Origin of the sequence: Myxococcus hansupus, from assembly GCF_000280925.3 — a bacterium.
Taxonomy (GTDB): Bacteria; Myxococcota; Myxococcia; order Myxococcales; family Myxococcaceae; genus Myxococcus; species Myxococcus hansupus.
The window spans coordinates 1710814-1732997 of sequence record NZ_CP012109.1 but is presented as its reverse complement, the minus strand read 5'-3'; the positions used below and the strand labels follow the sequence as shown (position 1 = coordinate 1732997).

Below are 22184 nucleotides of genomic sequence, written 5' to 3'. Positions count from 1 at the left end.
GACTTCGGAGTGTGCGATGGAGCGGATGCGGTCGGCACGGCGACCGCCGCGCCCGGCTCGGCTCGTGGAACGAGCAGAGCGCGAACACGGCGGTCGGACCGTCAGACGGACCTAACGAAGGTCAGTCTTCCTTCTTGGTCGTGTCGTTGACGATGTACGGGGGCCACCACTGGCGCTCCGCGCTCGAACCACACGTCACGCTCGGCTCCTGGAGCAGGTCCTTCTCCGCCACCAGGTCCTTCACCGTCTCCAGCCACTGGGATCCGTTGTTCATGCGACGTCTCCTTGGTGCTGCGTGGGCTCTACCAGGGTACTGCGGACCAACGACTCCAACCCCGAACGCAACTGCCGGCGCGCTTCGTCCGGGGCCACTCTCGCGCCGACAACCTCGAGATACGCCCGCTCCATGTCCGAGAAACTCCGTCCGTCGCTGAGCTCGAAAATCAGCCAGGCATTCAAGTCGAGCCATTGGATGCGCGGCGACGCGGGTGAAAACACCATCAAGCACTCGCCCTGCTTCGAGGGGCGCGCCCGCAGCCCGTGGACCTTCCGGTATCCTCCCGAAGGCTCGCTCCGAACATCCCCCGCGGGCGCCTGACGAAAGATTTCACGGTCCACGGGCATCAGGGATTCGTGAAGCCAGCGGACGAAGTCACGCCCCTGCGGCGTGAGCAGGTGCGCCCACTCCGTCAGCAGGTGCTCGCCCAGGAAACGGGCCCGGTCCACCGAGCGCCCATACTGAGACGCGGCGTTGTTGTTCACCACCGACCCCGCATGCGCGCGCGACGCGTGCGCCGCCGGGTCACCGAACCGCTCCAGGAGGGAGCGGTCCGCCGTGAGCGTCGCCGCCTTGAACAGCGCGAGATGGACATACACGTGATAGCTGAAGACAGCGCGCACGATGGTCCAGCGGATGTCTCGCCATGGGACCTGGATGGTCTCCTCGGGATAGGCGACCACCGCCGTCGAGCGCGTGGCGTCGAAGAGCTTCATGTGAAGCCCTTCGTGCAGCAGACAGCCGGCGATGTCCCAGGGATTCCCCAGCTCCTCCAGGGCCAGGAAGATGGTGGAGGGCGTCAGGTCCCCACCCGCGGCGGACAGCACGGTGCCACCCTCGATCCGGGCGCTGAGCAACGCGATGGCCTCGACGTGCGTCAACGCGCTCGCGCCCGAGTGCGGCAACAGCCGGGACAGCAGCTCGATGGAGTCGTTCAGCTTGCGCTGGCCGGACGCATCCGGACTGAGCAGCGTGCCGCCGCCCTTGGACTTCGCGCCGAAGACGCCGTCGAAGGCCGCATGCAACGTGCGGGCATAGGCGTCCGTTGGCCGCGCCACGTCCCACAGCCACTTCGGGGCCTCCGCCCCCACCAGGATGCGAGACGGCATCCGCGACTCGCCCAGGCCCAGCGGCAGCGCCTCCAACGCATCCGGGAGCACCTGCTCCAGCGGGTGCGGCGAAGCGAGGCGGCCCGCCTCCAGGTCGGAGAAGGCCTGTTCGAACGACATCCGGACCACCGGGTCGAAGAACACCTTTCGCGCCTCCGTGTCGCTCAAGGTCTCCACCCGGGCGGCGGCCTTCGCGAGTGACGTCAGCCGCTCGGCGAACAACTCCACGCCGAAGCGGTAGCGCGTCAGCACCCGGGCGAAGATCCGGGGTGAATCCCCGAACGCGGGGTGCTTCACCAACGCCCGGTCCGCGGCCTGGACGGTCCCCGACAGGCTCGTCACGACGCGCCTCCCTCGACCTGCTCAATCATCCCGCTCGACACCAGGCCCTTGAGGGTGGGCGCCAACTGCGCCCAGGCGCGGTCGGTCCCCAGCCCCAACGTCGATGTGTACGAGGAGAGCACCTCCTGCTCCGTCTTTCCGTCGCACAGCTCGAAGGCGAGCCAGGCTGGCAGGTTCAGCGTGACGATCCGCCGCGAAGCCGGGTGCAGCGCGAACAGCACCTCCGACGCCGGTGAACGGCGCAGGGACAGCGCCCTGCCCTGGCGGTAGCGCACCGACGAGGGCGCGCGGCCCGTGGCCACGGCCGCCGTCACGCCCGCGCTGGGCGCGGCGGCCTCCGGGACGACCCCCTCCACCAGCGGCCGGACCGTGTCCCACAGCCACGCGACGAGCGCCCGCCCATGGGGCGTGACCCGAAGCGACAGCGGCCCCGCGAGCTGCGAGTGCAGATACGCCAGCCGCTCCTCCGCCCGCGAGTAGGGCTTCACGTCGTTCTTCACCACCGACATCGCGTGAGCGGGGGCGTAGTACTCGCTCGGCGCGCCAAACTCGGCGTGGCAGGACGGCCCCAGGTGCTCCACCGCGGCACGGAACACCTGCATGTGCGCATAGGCGTGGTAGGCGAAGAAGCTGTTCGACAGCGCCGTCCGCCGGCCCCAGGGCAGGTCCACCAGGTCGTCGTCCGTGACGATGGCGCCCGTGCGAATCAGGTCGGAGAGCTTGAGGTGAATCGCCTCATGCAGGATGTGGCCTGCCGTATCCCAGGGGTTCTCCAGCTCGTCCGGGTCGATGAAGATCATGCAGGGCGTGCCATCCCCGCCCGACCCCGTGAGCATCCGCCCGCGCGCGCCGCGAATGTGGGCCACCGCGATGGAATGCAGGTGGTCGAAGACGCTGACGGTCATCTCCGGAACCAGCCGGTGCAACAGCGCGCACGCGCGCTCCAACCCTTCCACCATGCTCGGCGTCGGCCGGATGATTTCGACGGTGCTCTGAGCCCCCGGCATGAACCCGGTGCGGATGCTATCGCGCAGCCGGACCCCGAGCGGCGACGGCGCGTCGGGCAAGTCCCAGACCCAGGTCCGCCGCGCGGGCCCCAGCGCGAAGTCTCGCTCCATGGCCCCTCGCGCGACGGCGACACCCCGCCCCGCCTCGAGCGACGCGAGCGCCTCCTCCAGGAGCGCCGGAAAGGTGTCGCTCAAGGCCCCCACGGGCCCCGCGGTCTCCAGCCGGCTGATGGCCGTCTCCAACTGAGAGCGCACCAACAGGTCGCCGAAGAGGATGTCCACCGTCCCGGTGTCCAGCGCCTCGACACGGGGCACCAGCTCACGCAGGCGCGCGTCCGCTTCCGCCAGGACGCCCAGGGCGAACTTGTACCGCTCGATGACCCGCAACACGACTTTCGACGAGTTGCCAAACGGCTCCTGGTTCTGAAGCAGGTGGTCGAGCTGCCGGATGACATCAATCGGATGCACGCTGCTCTCCTTGAATGACAGATTCAAAAATCCATTCATCGAGGCTCAGACAGCTTTTCGCGCCAACGTACCTATGAGCAACCCATGCAACAAGTCCATATCACCTGGCTCTGACAAAGCGGGAAACGGATTGTTCCCCCACCGCGCACATCCAATGCCGGGCGACGGAATTTTCCGTCAACCATTGCTCTCAGCCGAACGTGTTGCGTTGACGCCATTCCACAAGCCCGGAGACAGGACGCGTCATTCCACGCCGCGTGCATCAACGGCCCCCTGCTCGCCCGGGGGCCGGGCCGCCGAAACCACAGCCCCGTGGCTGGCAATCCAGTTGTCCATCAAATCCCAGTTCGTGCAGGCGTTACGGCGCTGCCACTGCTGGCCACGCTGATGGTGGCCTGCATGGGGATGGGCTCCTCAGGGGTGACTTGCGACGACGAGGTGCCGGTGTATGCGAGGTGAACCGCGACACCCCCGTTGACAAATAGCAGGTTTTTCTGGTTTTTATAGTTAGTTCCGGATGAGCATATTTTTAGCGGGAACTCGAAACAGCCCCGCCCGACTGGCCCTTCCGATGAAGCTGACAATTTCCCAGGGCATGACACATCCCTATTTGTGACGACGGCCAACGCGATTGCGTGTCCGATTGAAACCCCACCTGAGTCCCCCCGGCCTCGGTGCCGGGCCGACACCGTCAAAAACAAACATCGGGTGGTAACTCCCGTCACCAGGTGATGGCTCTTGTCATCACCTGTTCGCGGGAAAATTGTGAGGACGGCAGACGCCCCAGACGGGCCTCGCCCGGAAAGCCAACTCTTCACGGATGGCACGACTCATGCTCATCCGGATCCACATCACGCCAGGGAGTCCCCACTCACTCTCCCAAGCAGGGCAGTCCCCTCACCCTGGCGTAGGCCCTGCAACGGGAACACCCCATACACTCCATGAATCGACTGTCTGATTGGCTCTCCACCGCTGCAATGTTCGCCGGACTCGCCACGCTGACGGGCCTGCCGATGACGGCCTCGGCCGCCCCGCTCGACTCGGGTGTGGCGCCGGAAATCGTCTCCGCGATGCGCCGCGACCTGGGCCTCACCGAGAAGCAGGTCCACCAGCGGCTCGCCTTCGAGGCGCGGGCGCCCCAGTTGGAGAAGGCGGCGCGTGAGCAGTTGGGCACCGCGTTCGGCGGCGCGTGGCTCGACTCGGTGGGCGGCGAGCTCATCGTCGGCGTCACCGCCGAGGCCGGCGACACCAAGGTGCGCCTCGACGGCGTGCGGACCGTGCGCGTGGCCCGGAGCCTGGCGCGGCTGGAGGAGGTGAAGGCGGAGCTGGACAAGAACGTCCAGGCACTCTCGCCCGACATCCACTCCTGGAACGTCGACCTGCCCACCAACAGCGTCGTCGTCTATGCGGACGTGTCCGGCCAGTCGAAGCGGCGCGTGGATGACTTCCTCGCGGTCAGCTCGGGACTGAAGGACGGCGCCGTCCGCGTGGTGGCCTCGCAGCACGCGCCGGAGCCCGCGTACGACTTGCGTGGCGGTGAGGCGTACTACTTCGGCAACTCCCGCTGTTCGGTGGGCTTCCCCGTCAACGGCGGCTTCGTCACCGCGGGCCACTGCGGCGGCGTGGGCACGGCCACCTTCGGCCACAACCGCGTGGCCCAGGGCACCGTCCGCGGCTCCGTGTGGCCCGGCGCGGACTACGCCTGGGTGCAGACGAACGGCTCGTGGACCCCGCAGCCCTGGGTCTACAACTATGCCGGCGGCAACGTCGTCGTCCATGGCTCGAACGAGGCGCCGGTGAATGCCTCCATCTGCCGCTCCGGCTCCACCACCCAGTGGCGGTGCGGCGTCCTGCAGGCCAAGAACATCACGGTCAACTACTCCGTCGGCCCCGTGTACGGCCTGACGCGGACGAACGCCTGCGCGGCGGGCGGTGACTCGGGCGGCTCGGTCATCTCCGGCAACCAGGCGCAGGGCGTGACGTCCGGCGTCGCGGGCACGTGCTTCGACAGCAGCAACCCGCAGACCTTCTACCAGCCCATCAACCCCATCCTGCGCGCCTACGGACTGACGCTGCGCACGACGGGGGGTGGCGGAGGCAGCGGCCAGTCCTTCGTCTCGCGCCTCAACGGCAAGTGCATCGACGTGCCCAACTCCAACTTCTCCGACGGCGTGCAGCTCCAGATGTGGAACTGCAACGGCAGCAACGCGCAGCGGTGGAGCTTCGTCAACGGCACCCTGCAGGCCGGCGGCAAGTGCATGGACGTGGCCTGGGGTTCGACCGCCAACGGCGCGGCCATCCAGCTCGCCAACTGCAGCGGCAACCCGGCGCAGCAGTTCGTGCTCAGCGGCGCGGGTGACCTCGTCAGCGTGCTGGCCAACAAGTGCGTGGACATCGTGAGCCACAACACGAACGACGGCGCCCGGCTCATCATCTACGAGTGCACGGGCAACCCGAACCAGAAGTGGGACTACCGCTAGGTCCCCACCTCCGGCCGTCCGGGGCGCGATGAACGCGCTCCGGGCGGCGGGATGACCGGTGACGGCCCACGCACCGCCCGGGTGCCCGCCCGGCACTCCGCGTCGCTCGCGACCACGCCTGGCGTGAGCCCGCTCGGAAGCGGGCACACCGGCGCGGCGTTTCCGTCACCACGCACGGCGGGGCCATGACACGCTGGGGGTTTCCGGTGCGCCTGGGCTGGCCTGCCCGAGGCACCGCGCCCTCCGGAGGATGCCCATGGCCCCGCCCCTGCTTCGCCCGAGCCCGCTGCTCCTGCTGGTCCCGCTGCTCCTGGCGGCGGCCCCCGCGCCCAAGGCTCCCGCGCCTCCCCAATTGGAGGACGCCGTCCCCGACACCTTCACCGGCGTGGAGCGCGTGGTGGCCGTGGGTGACGTTCACGGCGACGTGGACGCGCTGAAGGAGGTGCTGCGGCTCGCGGGCATCATCGATGCGAAGGACCGCTGGAGCGGCGGCAAGGCGCACCTGGTCCAGACGGGTGACATCCCCGACCGGGGCGACCAGACGCGCGCCGCATACGACTTGCTCATGCGGTTGGAGCAGGAGGCGCTCGCCGCGGGCGGCCGCGTGCATGCGCTGCTCGGCAACCATGAGGCCATGAACATGCTCGGGGACCTGCGCTACGTCAGCCCCGGGGAGATGGCCTCCTTCGCGGACCAGAGCCCCGAGCCCGACGCGGCCGACGCGCCCGCGGGACTCAATGGCCACCGCGTGGCCTACAGCGCGGAGGGCCGCTATGGCCCCTGGCTGCGGAGACACCCCGCCGTGGTGCGCATCAACGACACGCTCTTCGTGCATGGCGGTGTCGCGCCCCAGGTCCCCGGCACGAGCCTCTCCGAGGTCAACCGCTGGGTGCGCCAGGACTTCTTCCCCGGCAACCCGCCGGGCGGCGCCAAGGACTCGCAGGGGCCCCTGTGGTTCCGCGGCTACGCGCTGGGCGAGCCGCAGGACGCCGAGCCCGCCCTGGACGCGGTGCTCCAACGCTTCGGCGCCAGACGCATGGTGATGGGACACACCACGAACCGCGACGGGAAGATTCAGGTGCGGCTCAACGGGAAGGCGCTGCTCATCGACACGGGACTGAGCACCGGGTACGGGCGACACCTGTCGGCCCTGGAGCTTCGCGGTGGCAAGGTCCACGCCCTCTACCGCGAGGGCAAGGTGCCCTTGGCCCAGCCCGTGAAGACGCCCGCCGCGCCGCGCCCTGGGAAACCCTGAGCGCACCCGGCCATCCGTTTGCACACCCGGGCGGGTATCCTGTGCAGGCCATGACACACCCGCACCGCGAGCGCGCTCGACACGCTGTCCAGGCCCGGGCATTGCAATTTCAACTGCGCATGCGCGCTCCCGTGCTCGTCCTCATGGCTGTCATGCTGTTCGCCTCGCCCGCTTGGGCGCACGTCAGAATCTATCCCGAGGGTGAGGCCTGGCTGTCCCTGGGGCCCCTGTTCAGCACGAGCTTCAGTCCGGACGCCCCCGGACAAGGGATTGGCGCCGAGGCCACGCTCAACTGGCTCGAAGGCCCTGGCGGCGTGGGTGTCTTCGGGCAAGCCCAGCGGATGACCCGGAGCAGCACCCGGGTCTGCGGCGGGCTCCAGGGCATCCTGCTCGTGGGCGGTCTGGAGTTGGGCCTCGCGCACGAGACGGCGGGCCGCACGCACATCGCCACGACCTCGCTGCACGTGGCGCCCTACCTCGCGTTCGTGTTCGGCACCGTGGGGCTCCGCTTCGGCATCCCGCTGTCCAATGGGCGGGGCGCCGGTCCCGACGGGATGGAGCGCACGCGGCTGCCGCTCGAGATGGGGCTCGTGCTGACCGCCAAGATTCCCATCGCGCTGAGCAAGGACACCATCTGGGGTCCCATCTTCCCGTGGAACTAGGGCAGCGGCATCTCGTCGCGAAGCGTCAACGGACCAAGGCCGACCGCTGCGGCCGCTGAGCGCCCCGCCCCAGGTAGACCTCTCCCCAGGCCTTGAGCGACAGCACCACCTCGCGCAGGGACTCCCCCAACGCGGTGAGGCTGTAGTCGACGCGGGGAGGCACCTCTGCGTACACCTTCCGGTGGACCAATCCGCTGGCTTCGAGTTCGCGAAGCTGCTGGGTCAGCATCCGCGCGGTGACGCCGGGGATGCACTTGCGCAGCGCTCCGAAACGAAGCGTGCCGTCGAGCAGGTGGTAGAGGATGAGCCCCTTCCACTTCCCGCCAATCAAATCGAGCGTGGCCTCCACGGGGCAACCCGCGGAGCAGTCGTAGGTCTTGTGCCGGGCCAATGGTTACCTTTCTGTCCCTTCGTGCGAAAATAGTGCGTACTTGTCGAAGAGGTCCATGAGGACAATGGTGCTCGCAAGGAGGCCCGCATGCGAGCCATTGCCCTGCACCAGTACCTGCCCATCGACAATCCGGACGCCCTCATCGACGTGGAGCTGCCCACGCCGGAGCCCGGACCGGGCGAGTTGCGCGTCCGCGTCGAAGCCATCTCGGTGAACCCCGTGGACGTAAAGGTCCGCGCCCCCAAGCCGAAGGTCGAAGCCACTCCGCGCGTCCTCGGGTGGGATGCCGCGGGCGTCGTGGACGCCGTCGGCCCAGGCGTGAAGCTGTTCCAGCCTGGGGACGCCGTCTACTACGCGGGCTCCATCGCCCGGCCTGGGACGAACTCCGAGTTCCACATCGTGGATGAGCGAATCGTGGGCCACAAGCCACGCTCGCTGTCCTTCGCCCAGGCGGCGGCGCTGCCGCTCACGTCCATCACCGCGTGGGAGCTCCTGTTCGAGCGGCTGGGCATCCCGCGCTCCAAGGCGCCGTCCCAGGACACCTTGCTCATCGTCGGCGGTGCCGGGGGCGTGGGGTCCATCGCCATCCAGCTCGCGCGGAAGCTGGCGGGCGTCACCGTCGTCGCGACCGCGTCCCGGCCGGAGTCGACGTCCTGGTGCGAGTCGATGGGGGCGCACCACGTGGTGGACCACCGGCAGTCACTGGTGCCGCAGCTCCAGAAGCTCGCGCCCCAGGGCGTCCGCTACATTGCGAGCCTGACGGCCACGGACAGCCACTTCCCGGAGCTGGTCGAACTGGCGGCGCCCTTCGGGCACCTGGGACTCATCGACGACCCCAGCAAGCCGTTGGACATCGGCTCCATGAAGCGCAAGAGCCTGTCGCTGCACTGGGAGCTGATGTTCACCCGGCCCTTGTACGAAGCGGCGGACCCGCTGGAGCAGCACCGCATCCTCAACCGCGTCGCGGAGCTGGTGGACGCGGGGACGCTCAAGACGACGATGACGCAGGACTTCGGCCCCATCACCGCCGCCAACCTGCGGCGCGCCCACGCGGCCATCGAATCTGGACGGACCGTGGGCAAGATTGTCCTGAGTGGCTACCCTTCTGGGCATGAATGAGTACGAACTGATTGGCTCACCGGGCTGTGGCTCCGCCATCATCGAGATGGCGTTGCGCATCAGCGGCGTTCCACACCGACTCACGGACCTGCCCTATCTGGAGCCGGGGCCCGGGCGAGACCGGTTGCTGAAGCTCAACCCGCTGGGCCAGGTGCCCACCCTGGTCCTTCCCGATGGCCGCGTGATGACCGAGAGCGCCGCGATGCTCCTGCACCTGCACGACGTCGCGCCCCAGGGACAGCTCGCGCCTTCCGCCGACGAGCCTGAACGGGTGAGCTTCCTCCACCTGCTGCTCCGCCTCGTGGGCGCGGTGTACCCCACCTTCACCTTTGGCGATGACCCGCCCAAGTGGACGCTCGCAGGCCCCGCGGCCGACCGGCTGCACGACACTGTCATGGCGCGCCGCGCCGACCTCTGGCGGGAAATCAACGCACAGGTGGGAGCCCCCCACGTACTCGGGACACGGTTCAGCGGACTGGACCTGTACATCACGACGATGACGCATTGGCGCCCAGGCCGCGACTGGTTCAAGACGCATTGCCCCGCGCTGATGGCGGTGGCCCTGCAGGCCGAGAAGAACCCGCACGTCGCCGCCGTGCTGAAACGCCACTTCTGAGCACGCCCGGCCGCGAATCCGCGGTCGCCCCGCAATGCATTGCTTCGTGAGCCGTACGGCGGGAGCTCATGCCCAAGCTCCTGCCCCTGCTGCTGTGCCTTGTCCCCGCGACGTTGCTCGCCCAGCCGCAGCCCCGTGAAGAATGGGTGCTCACCACGCGGGTGTACGGGAACCTGCTTCATCAACGACTGTGGTTGGAGCGCGAAGGCGAGCGGCTGCGCGGCTCGCTGGATGGGGACCCGCTCGAAGGGACGTCCTCGGACGGGCACCTTCACTTCGTCGTCACCAGCAAGAGCGGCGCCCGCTACGCGTACACCGCGACGCCGCGCGCAGACGGCCTGACGGGTGAAGCCGACTGGCCCGGAACGAACGACCCGAAGGCACGCGTCTCGCACCCGTTCACCGCACGCGCCGTGCCCATGCGCCCACCCGGACCGCCTCGGCACCACGACTTCGAGCCGACGACGTTCTCCAACACGTTCTCCGCGGACCTCCCGCCCGTGCTCACCCTCTGGCCCGGAGACTCCGTGAACACCCGCACGCTCGACTCCGGCGGCGTGGATGAGAAAGGCGTCACCCGGGCGCTCTTCGGCAACCCGCAGACGGGCCCCTTCTACGTGGGCACCGCCGCCGATGGAGACACCCTGGTCGTCCACCTCAAGCGCCTGCGCCTCAACCGCGACACCGCCGACAGCCTGGACGACCTCGTGGGCCGCGCCATGGGCCCCAGGCTCGCCGCCAAGGCACAGGCCCAGGGATTGGGCAAACCCGTGCGGTGGAAGCTCGACCGGAAGCGCGGTGTCGCACGGCCTGAATCACCTTCACCGCGAATGAAAGACTTCACCGTCCCCCTGCGCCCAATGCTCGGAGGACTGGCCGTCGCCCCCGCGTTTGGCTTTCCGCCCTTCTCCACCGGAGACTCCGGTCGCTTCGGTGGCAACATGGACTTCAACGAACTCGTGGAAGGCAACACCGTCTACCTTCCGGTGTCTCAACCCGGCGCCCTGCTCTATCTGGGGGATGCCCATGCGGCGCAGGGAGATGGTGAAACCTCCCAGTTCGCGCTGGAGACCTCCATGGATGTCGAATTCGCCGTGGACGTCCTGCCAGGAAAGTCCATCGCCACGCCACGGATTGAGTCGCCCACGCACATCATCGCCCTGGGACAGGCGGGCTCGTTGGATGACGCCCTCCGCGTGGCGACCGCCGGGCTGACGCAGTGGCTGGAACAGGACTACGGCCTCTCCCTCTCCGAATGCGCTCAGGTGCTCGGCACGTCAGCGCAGTATCGGGTCGCGAACCTCGCGGGCCGGAACGTGGGCGTCGCCGCCAGCCTGGAGAAGCAACGCCTCGCCCGCCTGAAGCCCTTGCCGCCTCCCTGAACCGGACTTGTTGGTTTATCACCGTGAAACACAGCTCTACCGGCGATTCCCCACCCAGCCCGGTTCCATGTCCTCGCCAATCTCTCTCATTATCTCAAACGGGTCAGCGCCCACCCGTTGCTGTGCAGACTTTTTTCCGGCATAAATAAAATCAATCACGCCGACCGGATTCGCGGCAGCTTCCCCACAGGCCGCATCCTGTTCAGCCTGCCTGCTCATCTCATGACCCAGCCATCGGCGGATTCCCAGACGCTCACTGTCGACACAGACCGCATCGAACGCATCCGCGATGTGTTGGCCATGATTTCACTCGGCGAATTCGACCCGGCGCAGCACCTCATCCCCATTTCGCGCGATGACGCGTTCTCCTCCTTCGAGGAGACCATCAACCTCTTCGCCCGCCAGCTCCACGCGTCCGTGCAGGCGAACGAGCAGTCCATCCAGAAGCTCGATGCGGCGCGCCGCGAGCTGGAGGAGAAGCTCGGCACCATCGAGCAGCAGCGCCTGGCCATCCGGGACCTGTCCACGCCCATCATCGAGCTGTGGGAGGACATCCTCACGCTGCCCATCGTCGGCGTCATGGACACGCAACGTTCGGTGGACATGACGGAGCGGCTGCTGCACCGCATCTCCCAGGGCAAGGCCCGCTGCGCCATCATCGACATCACCGGCATGGAGGTGGTGGACACGGCGACCGCGAATCATTTCATCAAGATGGTGAACGCGGCGCGGCTGCTCGGCACCTACTGTGTCGTCACGGGCATCAGCCCCTTCGTGGCCCAGACGCTCACACAGATTGGCGTGGACCTCCGAGACGTCAAGACGCTGGGCAGCCTGCGTGACGGCCTCAAGGAGTGCTTCCTCTATCTGCGCGGGCAGAGCACCCACCGGGCCTTCGAAGCCACGGGTCGGTAGTCAGACACGCCTCCTCGCGACAGCCAGCCCACTTCCGAGCCCTCCATGACCCCTGACTCCCCTTGGCGCGGCATCGCCGCCTCTGGCGCAAGCGTCGCCTCCGTCGTCGAAGCCGTGAAGTCCTTCAGCGTGTTGCTCGGCGTCCTGCTCGAGACGATGAAGGTCCAGGCGCGCGACGCGCAAGGCAACCTCGTCATCGACGTCAACACCTGGTACCCCCTGGAGGACTACCTCCAGGCGTACAAGAAAATCGACAGCCTGCTGGGAGGCCGTGGCCTGGAGAAGGTCGGGTCCATCGTGCCGCAGAAGGCCGTGTTCCCCGCGAACATCCGGGACATCCGCTCGGCGCTGGCCTCCATCGACGTCGCCTACCACATGAACCACCGCAAGGACGGCAAGGACATGTTCAACCCCGTGACGGGGACGATGCTGGATGGCATCGGGCACTACGCCTTCCAGGCGGTGGAGGGAAAGAACGAAGCCCACCTGGTGGTGAGCAATCCCTATCCGTGCCGCTTCGACATGGGCCTCATCAAGGGCATGGCCCAGCGCTTCGAGCCCCAGGCGACGCTCACGCATGATGTCTCGGCGGGCTGCCGCCACAAGGGCGCGAGCGCCTGCACCTACGTCGTGCAGTGGTAGCGCGGGGCCAGCGCTCAGCCTTCGGCCCGGCCCGGCGTGTGGTCCGGGTCTGGGTAAGGGTGACTTCGGAGCGGCGTGTCGTCGTCATCGCCCTCCGCGCTGCCCGGCGTGTGGCCCGGCTCCTCTTCCATGTAGCGGTCCTGCCACTCCAGGGCGTCGTCTGACGGCTCGACCAGGGGCCGTTGCGTTTCGATGTCTGGCATCGCGTTGTCCTCCTCCGGAAGAAGATAGGCAGTCAGGACCTCCCTCGCGGCGCCGCGCGTGCGATGGTGAGGCCCTGGCAGGGAGGCACACTTGGCGGCAGCAACCGGGGTCCTTCATCGGCTCGTCACCACCGCCGCGACGCTCGTGCGGAATACCGCGGGCGTGGCGCAGACGCTGTACATGACGCTCCGGCCTGGGCGGAAGGACGGCGAGCGGGCCCAGCGCAACGCGGAGGTCCTCATCGCGGCCTGCCGCGCCTTCGAGGCGAAGCACGGGACGCTCCCCGATTCCCTCGAACAGCTTGTCCCAGGCTTCGTGCCGAAGCTTCCTCCGGCGAAGTTCAGCGGCCCCACGTTCGGCTTCACGTACGACGTGAGCGGCGCGAAGGACGCGCCCCACCATGTGCTGGGTTGGACGGACCGCATCCCCTTCGGGCGCCCCTTCTACGTCTTCGAAGAGGACCGCTGGGGCTACCTGGACTGAGGTTCTTCCAGGCCCGCCGTCGCCCACTTGGGGAACGCGGCCTGGGTGTCAGCGTCCGCGGGAGGCCGGGGCATTGAAGGTGTCGCACGCCGCCAGGGTGCCCTGCTCCAATCCCCGGCGGAACCAGGCGACGCGCTGCTCGGACGAGCCGTGCGTGAAGGACTCGGGGACGACGTAGCCCTGGGCGCGGCGCTGCAACGTGTCGTCACCGATGGCCGACGCGGCCCCCAGGCCCTCCTCCACGTCTCCCGCCTCCAGCAGTTGCCGCTCGCGCTGGGCATGGTGGGCCCAGATGCCGGCGAAGCAGTCCGCCTGAAGCTCCTGGAGGACGGACAACGCGTTGGCCTCCTCTGGAGACACGCGGCCGCGCAGGGCCTGGACCTTCCGCGAGATGCCCAGCAGGTTCTGCACGTGGTGCCCCACCTCGTGCGCGACGACGTAGGCCTGCGCGAAATCACCGGGCGCGCCAAAGCGGCGGTCCAGCTCGTCGAAGAAGTCCAGGTCCAGGTACACGCGCTGGTCCGGCGGACAGTAGAAGGGCCCCACCGCGCTCTCCTGGAAGCCGCAGGCGGATTGCACCGCGCCCGTGAAGAGCACCAGCCGGGGCTGCACGTAGCGGACGCCCTCGGCCTTCAACAGGGCCGGCCAGGTGTCCTCGGTGTCCGCCAGGACGACGGACACGAAGTCCTTGAGCTCCTCCTGCCGGGGGTCCAAGGGTTGCTGTCCCGAGCCGCCGGTGCCCTGCGCCACGCGGGGGTCCTCACCGCCGCCCAGTCCGAGTTCGGAGGGGTCTCCGCCCAGCAGCAGCACCAGCAACGCCACGATGATGGAGGCGGCACCGCCACCCACCGCCAGCGGGCGCCCCAGGCCCCGCCGGTCCTCCACGTTCGAGCTGCGACGTCCCCCTTGCCAGCGCATGCGGCCCCCTCCGTGTCCCCGGCGCTTCAAGATAAGCAGCCGGGGACACGGACATGGAGACCGCCCGCCCGAGTGGCGGGACGGACAGCGGGCAGGGAGGCGACGGGGACTACGGCAGGGACAAGGCCTGAACGGCGGACCGCGCCTGCCCCTCGTCGGCGGTGATGGAGACGACGAGCCGCTGCTGGCAGCCTTCGAACTCCTGACGCAGGGCCTCGGCCGTCACCGCCTGGAGCAGCGCGGGCCGGCGCGTCACGGCGTCGGGCTCGAAGCCACGCACGCGCGCCGTCAGCAACGCGTTCACCCAGGCCTCCGAGGTGATGAAGGAGACGGACTGCCCCGCCAACAACTGCGCACGCGCCCGCTCCAGGGAGGAGGCCGGCACGTCCTTCGCGAAGCCCGCGAGCAGCGCTCGCACCGAGTTGATGCTTTCACCCATGCGCTGCGCATCCACCGCGCCCTCCAGGACGAGGTGGGCCGCGCCGCCCCGCCCCAGCCAGGGCTGCGCGGAGAAGCCGTACGTCGCCCCACGGCGCGAGCGCATCTCACCCGTGGACATTCCCGACAGCAGGTTCGCCATCAGGGCATAGCGGGCCTCCTGCTCCGGTGTGGCCGTGGGAAGCCGGCAGGCCAACTGCACCTGCGCCTGACTGGCGCCAGGACGCGGCGTGAGCAGCAACTTGGAGGGCGCCGTGGGCAGTTCGGGGGCGGACGGCACCGCGACGGGCTTCGGCTTGCCCCGGCTCCAGCCGCCCAGATACTTGCGCGACAGGGCCTCGACTTCCTTCACGTCGAACTCTCCCGCGATGACAACCACCGTGTTCGCCGGCCGGTACACGTCCTGAATCCAGGCCTCCGCCTCCGTCCAGGACACCTGCCCCAGGTCCGCGCCGCGGGCTTCACGCGCGTAGGGGTGCGTGCCGTAGAGCGCCTTCTGCAGGTGGCGCTCGGCCACCATCTCCGGGTAGCTGTCCACCGCCTCACGCCAGGGCAGCACCTGCTCCCGGAAGTAGCGGACCACCGCCTCGGAGGTGCGCGTGCTGTCGAGCTGCTCGGCCAACATCGCCAGCATGTTGCCGACGTTGCCCGCCGTGCCGGAGATGCCCACCCGGAGGTGGTCGCGCCGGAACGAGCCGGAGGTGTGCAGACCCCAGTCGCTGGGACGGCCCTCGAACCAGGACTCGCGGAAGGAGCCCCAATCGGCGAGGTCGGCCACGCCCGGCTTGTCGCCGTACGACGAACCACCGCCCAACGCCGCGCCAATCCGCACGACGGGCAGCCCCGGGCGCGGCACGAGCAGCACCTCCATCCCGTTGTCGAGCTTGAGCGCGTGAATGGGCGAAGCCAGCGCCGTGGTCATGGACGGCGTCACGCGCTCGGAGGGCGCGCTCGAGGACGCCGCCTCCGTGTTCGCGTCCGTGGGAATGCTGGCCGCCACGCCTCCCGGCGTCTCCCCGGGCCGTACGACGATGATGCGCGCCCGCTCCCGCTGGAGCCACTGGTAGGAGAAGTCCGTCACCTTGCCGCCCGCGAGCCCCATCAGCGCCATCTGCGAGCGGGTGTAGGAGCGCACGTCCTGGGTGAAGTGCGTGAGCAGCGCCCGGCGATGCGTGCGGGCCAGCAGGTCCTCGGACTCCAGCACCATGCCCGTCACCACCTGGCGGCGCATCGACTGGAAGTCGAACTCCCGGCCCAGCACCCCACCCGCTTGAATCTCCTGCGTCCACGCGTTCTGGACCTGGTCCAGGACCTTCCCCGCCGAGCGCGCCGGGTCGTCTCCACGGCTGAGCGTCACGCGGACCATCAGCAGCGAGGCGCGCGTTCCCGGAATCAGGTTGGTGGAGATACCGGCGATGTCCCCGTCACTGCGCTGCGCGCCATAGAGGCTCTGGCGGAGGATGGCGCGAACGAAGTCCTGCACCGCGCTGGCCTCCTCGAAGCCGCGCGGCAGCACCCACGACAGGTACACCTCGGGCGTCGGGACCGCGGCGGTGAACGCGGGCATCGACTTCTGGGGCGGCGTGGTGGACGGCGCCGCGGCCTGGGCGGGCATCCGCGCCTCGAGCGCCAACGGCGCGCCCGTCCCCACCCAGGACTCGGGCAGGTTCGCCCGGAGCATGGCCTCCACGGACTCCAGGTTCACGTCACCGGCGATGACCAGGGTGACGTTGTCCGGCCGGTAGTTCGCCCGGGCGAAACGCTGCGCGTCCGACAGGGTCAGCGCGGACAGCGTCTCATGGGTTCCGATGAGGGGACGGGCATAGGGATGACCCGCGGGGAACGCCGCGGCGTTCATCCAACTGAACACCTGCCCCACGTACCCGGTCTCGTTGCGCTGGCGGAGCTCGTTGCGAACCACCTCGCGCTCCACGGCGAAGACCTCCGCCGTCACGCCCGCGAGCGGCGAGGACAGACGCTGCCCCTCCATCTTCAGCAGCAGGGGGAGGGACTCCTTCGGCGCCAGCGTCTCGTAGGAGGTGTAGTCCAGGCTGGTGGCGGCGTTGTAGTGACCCGCCCCCGAGTTCTCCAGGCGCGTCCACACCGAAGGCCCCCCCGCGTGGCGGGAGCGGAAGGCGAGGTGCTCCACGACGTGGGCCAGGCCCTCCTTGCCTGTGGGATCACTGGAACCGCCCGCCCCGACCACGGCGACCACCGCCACCACCGGAGACCGGGCGTCCTGCTCCACCACCACGCGAAGTCCGGAGGGCAGACGGAAGTCGCGCAACGGGAAGGACACGTCACGCATGACGATCTGCCCACGCTCCGGCAGCGTGGCGCACGCACTCAGCAGCAGCGCCAGGGCAACGACGGCGGCACCGGGCCGCCAGAGGGGACTCGCAAAGACTCGCGGGGGAAACATCCAGGCTCCAGATACAAACCCGGGAGCGACACGGAAGGCCCTCGCCCACCGCCTCCCCCTCGGGCGCGAATGACATTCAATTGCAATGGGACAGGTGCGTGACTCGACCAGCAAGGCCCTGGGCGCAAGGCCAGACGGGCGAAAAATCTCTACCATCCGCGCACGCCCCGGGCCAAGCCTGCCTGGCCGCTGGCGCACGATTGAGTGACACCTGTTTCCCTGCCATCCTCGTAATGCGTCACTAACGCGGAACACACTGAGGAGGCAGCATGCGCGTGGCACGAATCGGCGCGGTATTGGCGGGACTCATCATGGCGGCGGGATGCGGCGGCACGGAGGCGATGCAAGAGCCCGGGGCCCTGGAGACCCACGCCACGTCGGAGCAGGCAGCGCTCGTCACCTGTGAAGACTGTCACACGACCTATACGGCCTGTCTGCGACGGGCCCGTGGGGACTTCGAGGAAGTGCAGGTCTGCGTCGAGCAGCGCCACGAATGCACGGTGCAGTACTGCCCTTGACCCGCTGTCGTCAGCGCGGAACCCGGCGCTGCGGGGCAGTGCGCCGGCCTTCCGCGGGTGACTCACCTCGCGGGACTGGGTGCGCCATCGACTGCCGTACGTTTGAACAGGGCGCGAAGCTCCGTCTGTTGACCGCCCGCCACACGCCTTGTGTCTCCGTTCGTGGACGGCAGAGGCCGTTCCGAGGGTGACTAGATTGCGCCCGCCTGGCACTGCGCCCGCTCCGGGGAGTGCCGGCGAAAGGGAGACACCATGGCCTTGCAGAATGACTATCAAGACGTGCTCGACGTGGCGAAGAACGTGGGCGCCAAGGTCGAGTCGCGCGAGGAGAACGGCAAGCTCATCATCAAGGGGACGGTGGACTACGGCTGGGACCGTGACCGGATGTGGGACCAGATCAAAGCCAGGCATCCGAACTGGCAGAACGAAGTCATGGTCATGCTCACCGTCACGCACGAGACGCCGTACGGCCTGTACACCGTCAAGTCGGGCGATACATTGAGCAAGCTGGCCAAGGACATCTACGGCGACATGAAGCTGTACCCGAAGATTTTCGAGGCCAACAAGGACCAGCTCAAGGACCCCGACAAAATCAAGGTCGGCCAGGTGCTGAAGCTGCCGCCGAAGTCCATCGCCAACGCGTGACATTGGTGCAGCGGCAGGGGGCCGCGCGGATGGCGGCCCCTCCGCCTCGTGAAGTTTCAGCGCCCGCAGTAACGTGCCTTTTCGTCCTCGAAGCCCTCCAACGCCTCGGGACGAATCGATCGGGGCCCCGACTGCAGCGCATCGATGAGCGCATTGGCCGGAATGCTCACGTTGATGGCCGGCTGCCCGCCGCTGGAGCGCCCTTCGATGGCCACGCGAATCTGGTCCATCACCACATGATTCACGGCGGCCTCCAGGTCCGAGCAACTGAAGGCCCGCGACTCCGAGGCGTTGGCGCTCATCAAGGAGCTCAGGAGCGGCAGCAGCTCATTCCAGGTCGGAATGGACACGCGAAGGTGCGGCTGCTCGGCGGCCACGCGCGCGAATCGCTGCAGGTAGAAGTCGAGGATCTCCCCTGCCGCAGCCAGATCGGGCGGCCCCACGGGAACGAAGCTGCCAAAACGTCCGGTCCTCAAGACAGCGTCGTCCAGCGCGTCGATGTGGTTCGTCGTCGCCACGACGATGCGCCCCAGTCGGGTGACCTTGTCGAGTTGGACCAACAGCTCGTTCACGGTCGACTTATCATCCGAGTGCATCTGGTCACCCCGGCGGGACCTCGCGATGGCATCGAACTCGTCGATGACGAGCATGCGCCGCTCTCGCTCGGCGAGCCAGTTGAACTGCTCCCGGACGCGAATCTGCCCCCACCCGATGTACTCGCCGCGCAAATCCGAGGGCGCGAGGAGCCGGACCTCCTGCTCCAACTCCCCCGCGATGGCCTTCGCCATTCGCGACTTCCCGCAGCCCGGCGGACCGAAGAACAAGATGCCCGGTGAGCGGGAGATGCCCCTCAGCCACCGAGAGTGGCGTTCCGGCCAGATGACCTGCCGGTCGATGCGTTGGCGCAGCTCCGCGTACCCCGCGATGTCATTCAGCTTCAAGGTCTCCACACTCGGAGAACGTCCCTGCTCGGGCACGAAGTCCTCCGCGGCGGCCACTCCCGGTGGCTCCACCTCCGAGGCGCTCTCCGCCAGCCGGATGCCTTCGAGCTGGAGCCAGACATGCTCCGCGCCAGGAACCAACACTCGCCCCTGCGCCCCTAAATGAAAGGCGACGTCCGCCAGATAGGGGCCGGCCCACAGGAGCGCGTCGTTGGGCACGACGAGCGTGAAGGGTTTGTCCCGGCGCCTGGCGAAGACCTTCTGATGAATGAAGTGCTCCATGGGCCCCGAGCCACGCAGGCTCTCGACCTCGAAGTGCCCCTGCTCCTCGACCACCAGGTCGATGCGCCGATCGCCCTCCTCCCGGCCCTCCACGACCTCGAAGGTCAGCTTCACCTGGGGGTCCCGCGCGAGGAGCCAGTCCGCCAGCAGCGCCTTGAGCGCCAGCGACGTCTCCCCCTCGGTACTGCCCTTCAGCTTGGACGCACCGCTCCGCGAGAAGACATCCCCGACACACGCCGAACCTCGCGCGAGCAACTGTTCGGCGGACTCGCGCGCCCAGACCGCCAGCCGCACTGGCGACAACCTGGGGCTCCCGTGCGTCTCGCTTGGCGCGGACATCCCGCCCAGCAAGTAGAGCACCTCTTCGATGGCGCGTCGGCTCCCCTCCAGCTCGCCCGCGCCTTCCGGCGAAAAGAACTCGAAGAGAGGACCCGGCCAGCTCGCCTTGAGACGCTCGAAGTCGACCGGGAGTTCAGCATCACGCCGGACGGTGATGAGGTTGAGGCTCCGAGGCTCCGTTTGCATCTGGCCCGTGTGCGTGTCGAGCGACGAGGGCGCCAGGTGCGTCTGGAGCAACGCGGACGTACCGAGCAGCACCGTGGCGTCGAACTCCGTGGAGGACCGCCGTACGAAGCGTTGCGCCGAGCGGTAGGCCCAGGTCATCAGCGCCTCCCAGGTGGCCTGGAGCCAGCCCCCGTCCGCCGCCGCATCGGAGAGGTGTAGAACGCACAGGAGTGGCTCCCGCTCGGTCAACGCACGCAGCAGCGCCACCTCGCGGTGCGAGGCCAGGCCCACCGCCTGGGGCCAGGACAGCGCGGGGAGTGCGACCTGCCGCAGATGCGCCTGCGAAGGCTCGACGTCGGGGCCCGATTCATCGGGTGAAGGAAAATCGAGCAGGGTGAGCCAGAACCGCGAGTCTCGCCGCTCGTTGTCGTCTTCCGTGTCGAGCTGCAACCCGGCACGCTGAAGCTGCGTGCGGACCTTTCGCAGAGACTCGCTGCGCATCTGCCCCGTCGAATAGCCAAACCGGGAGACCAGGTCCGCCAGGGTCGAGGTTCCAGTGAGGCTCAACGTCGTACTGAAGAGCTTTGAAGCCTGGCGCGCTTCCGCCATCACCTCCGCGAGGCACTGCACATCGTTCCGAGCAATGGTTTCACGCTGACCATTCCGCTCCGGCCAGCGCAGCACGACGTGGTTTCCGTCACGGCGCTCGACGATGCCCACCTCCCGCGACCTGCGGTGGATGACGGTATCTCCCTTGATGACGCGCATATGTCCCCCAGCGATTCAGAAACGCACCACGAAGCACGGCCTCACGCGTGCCAATCTACCGGCACCCACAGCCAGAGCCCACGACCCACCGGCAACAGGGGTCGCCGCCACAGGCGCTCTTGTTCTTGTTGGAGCAGCCACAAGCGGAGGTCGAAGGGCACCAGCGCACGCTGTTCCCATCCTCCTCGCAGGCCACGCCGTCCTTGTCCGCGTCGAGGTCCTCGCGGCACTCCGGGTCGGCCTCGTAGGCCGCCTGCGCCGCGGACTGGGACGTGTAGTCCTCACAGTTCGTGTCGACACAGCGCCCCGGGGAGACCTCGCCACAGGCCCCGAGCAGCACCGCCGACACGGCCATGAACAGACCTGCAATGGAACGCATCCCCTGTGTCTACCGGGGATGCGCCTCCACACCCATACCCCTGGCGAGGTATGGCCTTTCCCCGAAGCTCAGCGGGCCTGCGACGGCGTCGTCGCGGACGCGGGCTTCGGAATGTCCGCGTCCTTCAGCACCCGCCCGCGCGGCTTGCGCTCCGTCGCGTCCGTGTAGCCGCGGTCCACCAGCCCGCTCAGGTCGAACGGCACGCCGTGGGCGCGCTCCAGCTTCTCCGCGCGCGCCTCCAGCGTCTTGACCGCGACCTTCTCCTCGTAGCCCACGCCCACCAGGATGCGGTTCGAGCTCTGGGGCACGATGAACTCGGAGAGCTGTTTGAAGGACACCTGCCACGTATGCACCATGGCGTCGTAGCGCGAGTTCGGCGGGAAGGCCCACACGTTGCCCACCACCGCGCCGTTCGGCGTCAGCTTCGCGCGCACCGACGCCAGGAACTCCACCGTGGCCAGGTGCTCCGGAATGCTGTCGGGCCCATACGCGTCCAGGAAGATGAGGTCATACGCGGGCCGCTTCGCCTCGACGAAGGCCCGCCCGTCACCCACGTGGGCCTTCAGGCGCGCGTCCTCCTTGAAGCCGAAGTAGGCCTTCGCCACCTTCACCACGTCCGGGTCGATGTCCACCACGTCGATGTGCGCGCGCGGCACCACCTTGCGCAGGAACATGGGCATGGCCCCGCCCCCCAGCCCGATGATGAGGATGCGCTTGGGCGCGGGCACGTAGGCCAGCCCCGCCATCGACACCTGTGTGTAGGGCAGCACCAGGTCCAGCGGCTTGCCCGGCCGGACCACGCTCTGCAACGCGCCAGAGGCGTCGAAGCCCAGATACCGCCGGCCTTCGTCGTCCTCCGTCACCGAGACGAGCGTGTACGGCGATGCCTTCTCATACAGGACCTTGCGCGACGCGAAGGCGGAGCACGCGAGGACCACCAGCCCCACCAGCACGAGTCGCTGGGCCACTCGGAGCATGTCCATCCCTCCAAGGTACAGAGTACCAAAAAGACAGCAT

General features: G+C 68.3%; 21 protein-coding genes. 11 read left to right on the top strand and 10 right to left on the bottom strand.

All coding sequences use genetic code 11. The features are described 5' to 3' along the window. Positions 1–121: 121 nt before the first annotated feature. Genes A176_RS39280 through A176_RS07200 form a run of 3 tightly spaced genes read right to left on the bottom strand, consistent with a single transcriptional unit; the run spans position 122 to position 3203 of the window. Entirely contained in the window at positions 122–274 is a 153-nt protein-coding gene (locus A176_RS39280; protein WP_002634711.1) for a hypothetical protein, read from the bottom strand. Beyond that, positions 271–1728, bottom strand: a complete 1458-nt coding sequence (locus tag A176_RS07205) for an aKG-HExxH-type peptide beta-hydroxylase (RefSeq protein ID WP_002634713.1) — start codon at positions 1726–1728, stop codon at positions 271–273. Before A176_RS07205 ends, A176_RS39280 begins: the two co-directional genes overlap by 4 nt. After that, entirely contained in the window at positions 1725–3203 is a 1479-nt protein-coding gene (locus tag A176_RS07200) for an aKG-HExxH-type peptide beta-hydroxylase (RefSeq protein ID WP_144429508.1), read from the bottom strand. The genes A176_RS07205 and A176_RS07200 overlap by 4 nt, the downstream gene beginning before the upstream one ends. Before the next feature lie 941 nt (positions 3204–4144). On the opposite strand from A176_RS07200, the gene A176_RS07195 reads away from it, so the two are divergent. From A176_RS07195 to A176_RS07185, 3 genes are all read left to right on the top strand, one after another. Next, positions 4145–5683 carry a ricin-type beta-trefoil lectin domain protein gene (locus A176_RS07195; RefSeq protein WP_021781074.1) on the top strand — a complete coding sequence of 513 codons (1539 nt, stop codon included), beginning with the start codon at positions 4145–4147 and terminating at the stop codon, positions 5681–5683. Positions 5684–5933: 250 nt separating this feature from the next. Continuing rightward, on the top strand, positions 5934–6938 hold the full coding sequence (locus tag A176_RS07190; RefSeq protein WP_044889541.1) for a metallophosphoesterase: 1005 nt from the start codon (positions 5934–5936) through the stop codon (positions 6936–6938). Between the two features lie 119 nt (positions 6939–7057). Beyond that, positions 7058–7600 carry a hypothetical protein gene (locus tag A176_RS07185; RefSeq protein WP_002634721.1) on the top strand — a complete coding sequence of 181 codons (543 nt, stop codon included), beginning with the start codon at positions 7058–7060 and terminating at the stop codon, positions 7598–7600. Between the two features lie 25 nt (positions 7601–7625). On the opposite strand, the gene A176_RS07180 is transcribed toward A176_RS07185, so the two are convergent. Beyond that, a complete protein-coding gene (locus A176_RS07180) occupies positions 7626–7991 on the bottom strand; it encodes a winged helix-turn-helix transcriptional regulator (protein WP_002634723.1) in 366 nt (121 codons plus the stop codon). 87 nt (positions 7992–8078) lie between these two features. On the opposite strand from A176_RS07180, the gene A176_RS07175 reads away from it, so the two are divergent. From A176_RS07175 to A176_RS38575, 5 genes are all read left to right on the top strand, one after another. Beyond that, the gene (locus A176_RS07175; RefSeq protein WP_002634725.1) at positions 8079–9110 is read left to right on the top strand and encodes a zinc-binding alcohol dehydrogenase family protein; all 1032 of its coding nucleotides are present in this window, start codon (positions 8079–8081) and stop codon (positions 9108–9110) included. Beyond that, a complete protein-coding gene (locus A176_RS07170) occupies positions 9085–9726 on the top strand; it encodes a glutathione S-transferase (protein WP_021781076.1) in 642 nt (213 codons plus the stop codon). The genes A176_RS07175 and A176_RS07170 overlap by 26 nt, the downstream gene beginning before the upstream one ends. 68 nt (positions 9727–9794) lie before the next feature. Then, positions 9795–11108, top strand: a complete 1314-nt coding sequence (locus A176_RS07165; RefSeq protein ID WP_002634729.1) for an acetamidase/formamidase family protein — start codon at positions 9795–9797, stop codon at positions 11106–11108. Between the two features lie 300 nt (positions 11109–11408). Continuing rightward, positions 11409–12023, top strand: a complete 615-nt coding sequence (locus A176_RS07160) for an STAS domain-containing protein (RefSeq protein WP_226994227.1) — start codon at positions 11409–11411, stop codon at positions 12021–12023. Between the two features lie 45 nt (positions 12024–12068). Further along, positions 12069–12665, top strand: a complete 597-nt coding sequence (locus A176_RS38575) for a hypothetical protein (protein ID WP_044889542.1) — start codon at positions 12069–12071, stop codon at positions 12663–12665. A 14-nt stretch (positions 12666–12679) separates the two neighbouring features. Here the strand turns inward: A176_RS38575 and A176_RS07150 are convergent, their stop codons facing one another. Next, positions 12680–12868, bottom strand: a complete 189-nt coding sequence (locus A176_RS07150) for a hypothetical protein (RefSeq protein ID WP_002634735.1) — start codon at positions 12866–12868, stop codon at positions 12680–12682. A gap of 91 nt (positions 12869–12959) precedes the next feature. Between A176_RS07150 and A176_RS07145 the strand changes: the two genes are divergently transcribed. Then, the gene (locus tag A176_RS07145) at positions 12960–13352 is read left to right on the top strand and encodes a hypothetical protein (RefSeq protein ID WP_044889543.1); all 393 of its coding nucleotides are present in this window, start codon (positions 12960–12962) and stop codon (positions 13350–13352) included. A 48-nt stretch (positions 13353–13400) separates the two neighbouring features. On the opposite strand, the gene ypfJ is transcribed toward A176_RS07145, so the two are convergent. Continuing rightward, positions 13401–14270 carry a KPN_02809 family neutral zinc metallopeptidase gene (gene ypfJ, locus A176_RS07140; RefSeq protein WP_002634739.1) on the bottom strand — a complete coding sequence of 290 codons (870 nt, stop codon included), beginning with the start codon at positions 14268–14270 and terminating at the stop codon, positions 13401–13403. A 109-nt stretch (positions 14271–14379) separates the two neighbouring features. After that, positions 14380–17130 (bottom strand): M16 family metallopeptidase, encoded by a 2751-nt coding sequence (locus tag A176_RS07135; protein WP_002634741.1) that lies wholly within the window; start codon positions 17128–17130, stop codon positions 14380–14382. Between the two features lie 269 nt (positions 17131–17399). Between A176_RS07135 and A176_RS07130 the strand changes: the two genes are divergently transcribed. Beyond that, positions 17400–17648 (top strand): hypothetical protein, encoded by a 249-nt coding sequence (locus A176_RS07130; protein WP_002634743.1) that lies wholly within the window; start codon positions 17400–17402, stop codon positions 17646–17648. Between the two features lie 252 nt (positions 17649–17900). Continuing rightward, positions 17901–18293 carry a LysM peptidoglycan-binding domain-containing protein gene (locus A176_RS07125; protein ID WP_002634745.1) on the top strand — a complete coding sequence of 131 codons (393 nt, stop codon included), beginning with the start codon at positions 17901–17903 and terminating at the stop codon, positions 18291–18293. Between the two features lie 56 nt (positions 18294–18349). On the opposite strand, the gene A176_RS07120 is transcribed toward A176_RS07125, so the two are convergent. The 3 genes from A176_RS07120 to A176_RS07110 form a co-directional block, all read right to left on the bottom strand. After that, positions 18350–20788, bottom strand: coding sequence for an AAA family ATPase (locus A176_RS07120; protein ID WP_002634747.1), 2439 nt, complete (start codon positions 20786–20788; stop codon positions 18350–18352). 55 nt (positions 20789–20843) lie between these two features. Beyond that, positions 20844–21167 (bottom strand): excalibur calcium-binding domain-containing protein, encoded by a 324-nt coding sequence (locus A176_RS07115; protein ID WP_021781078.1) that lies wholly within the window; start codon positions 21165–21167, stop codon positions 20844–20846. Between the two features lie 68 nt (positions 21168–21235). Next, positions 21236–22150 carry a spermidine synthase gene (locus A176_RS07110; RefSeq protein ID WP_044889544.1) on the bottom strand — a complete coding sequence of 305 codons (915 nt, stop codon included), beginning with the start codon at positions 22148–22150 and terminating at the stop codon, positions 21236–21238. Positions 22151–22184 lie beyond the last annotated feature (34 nt).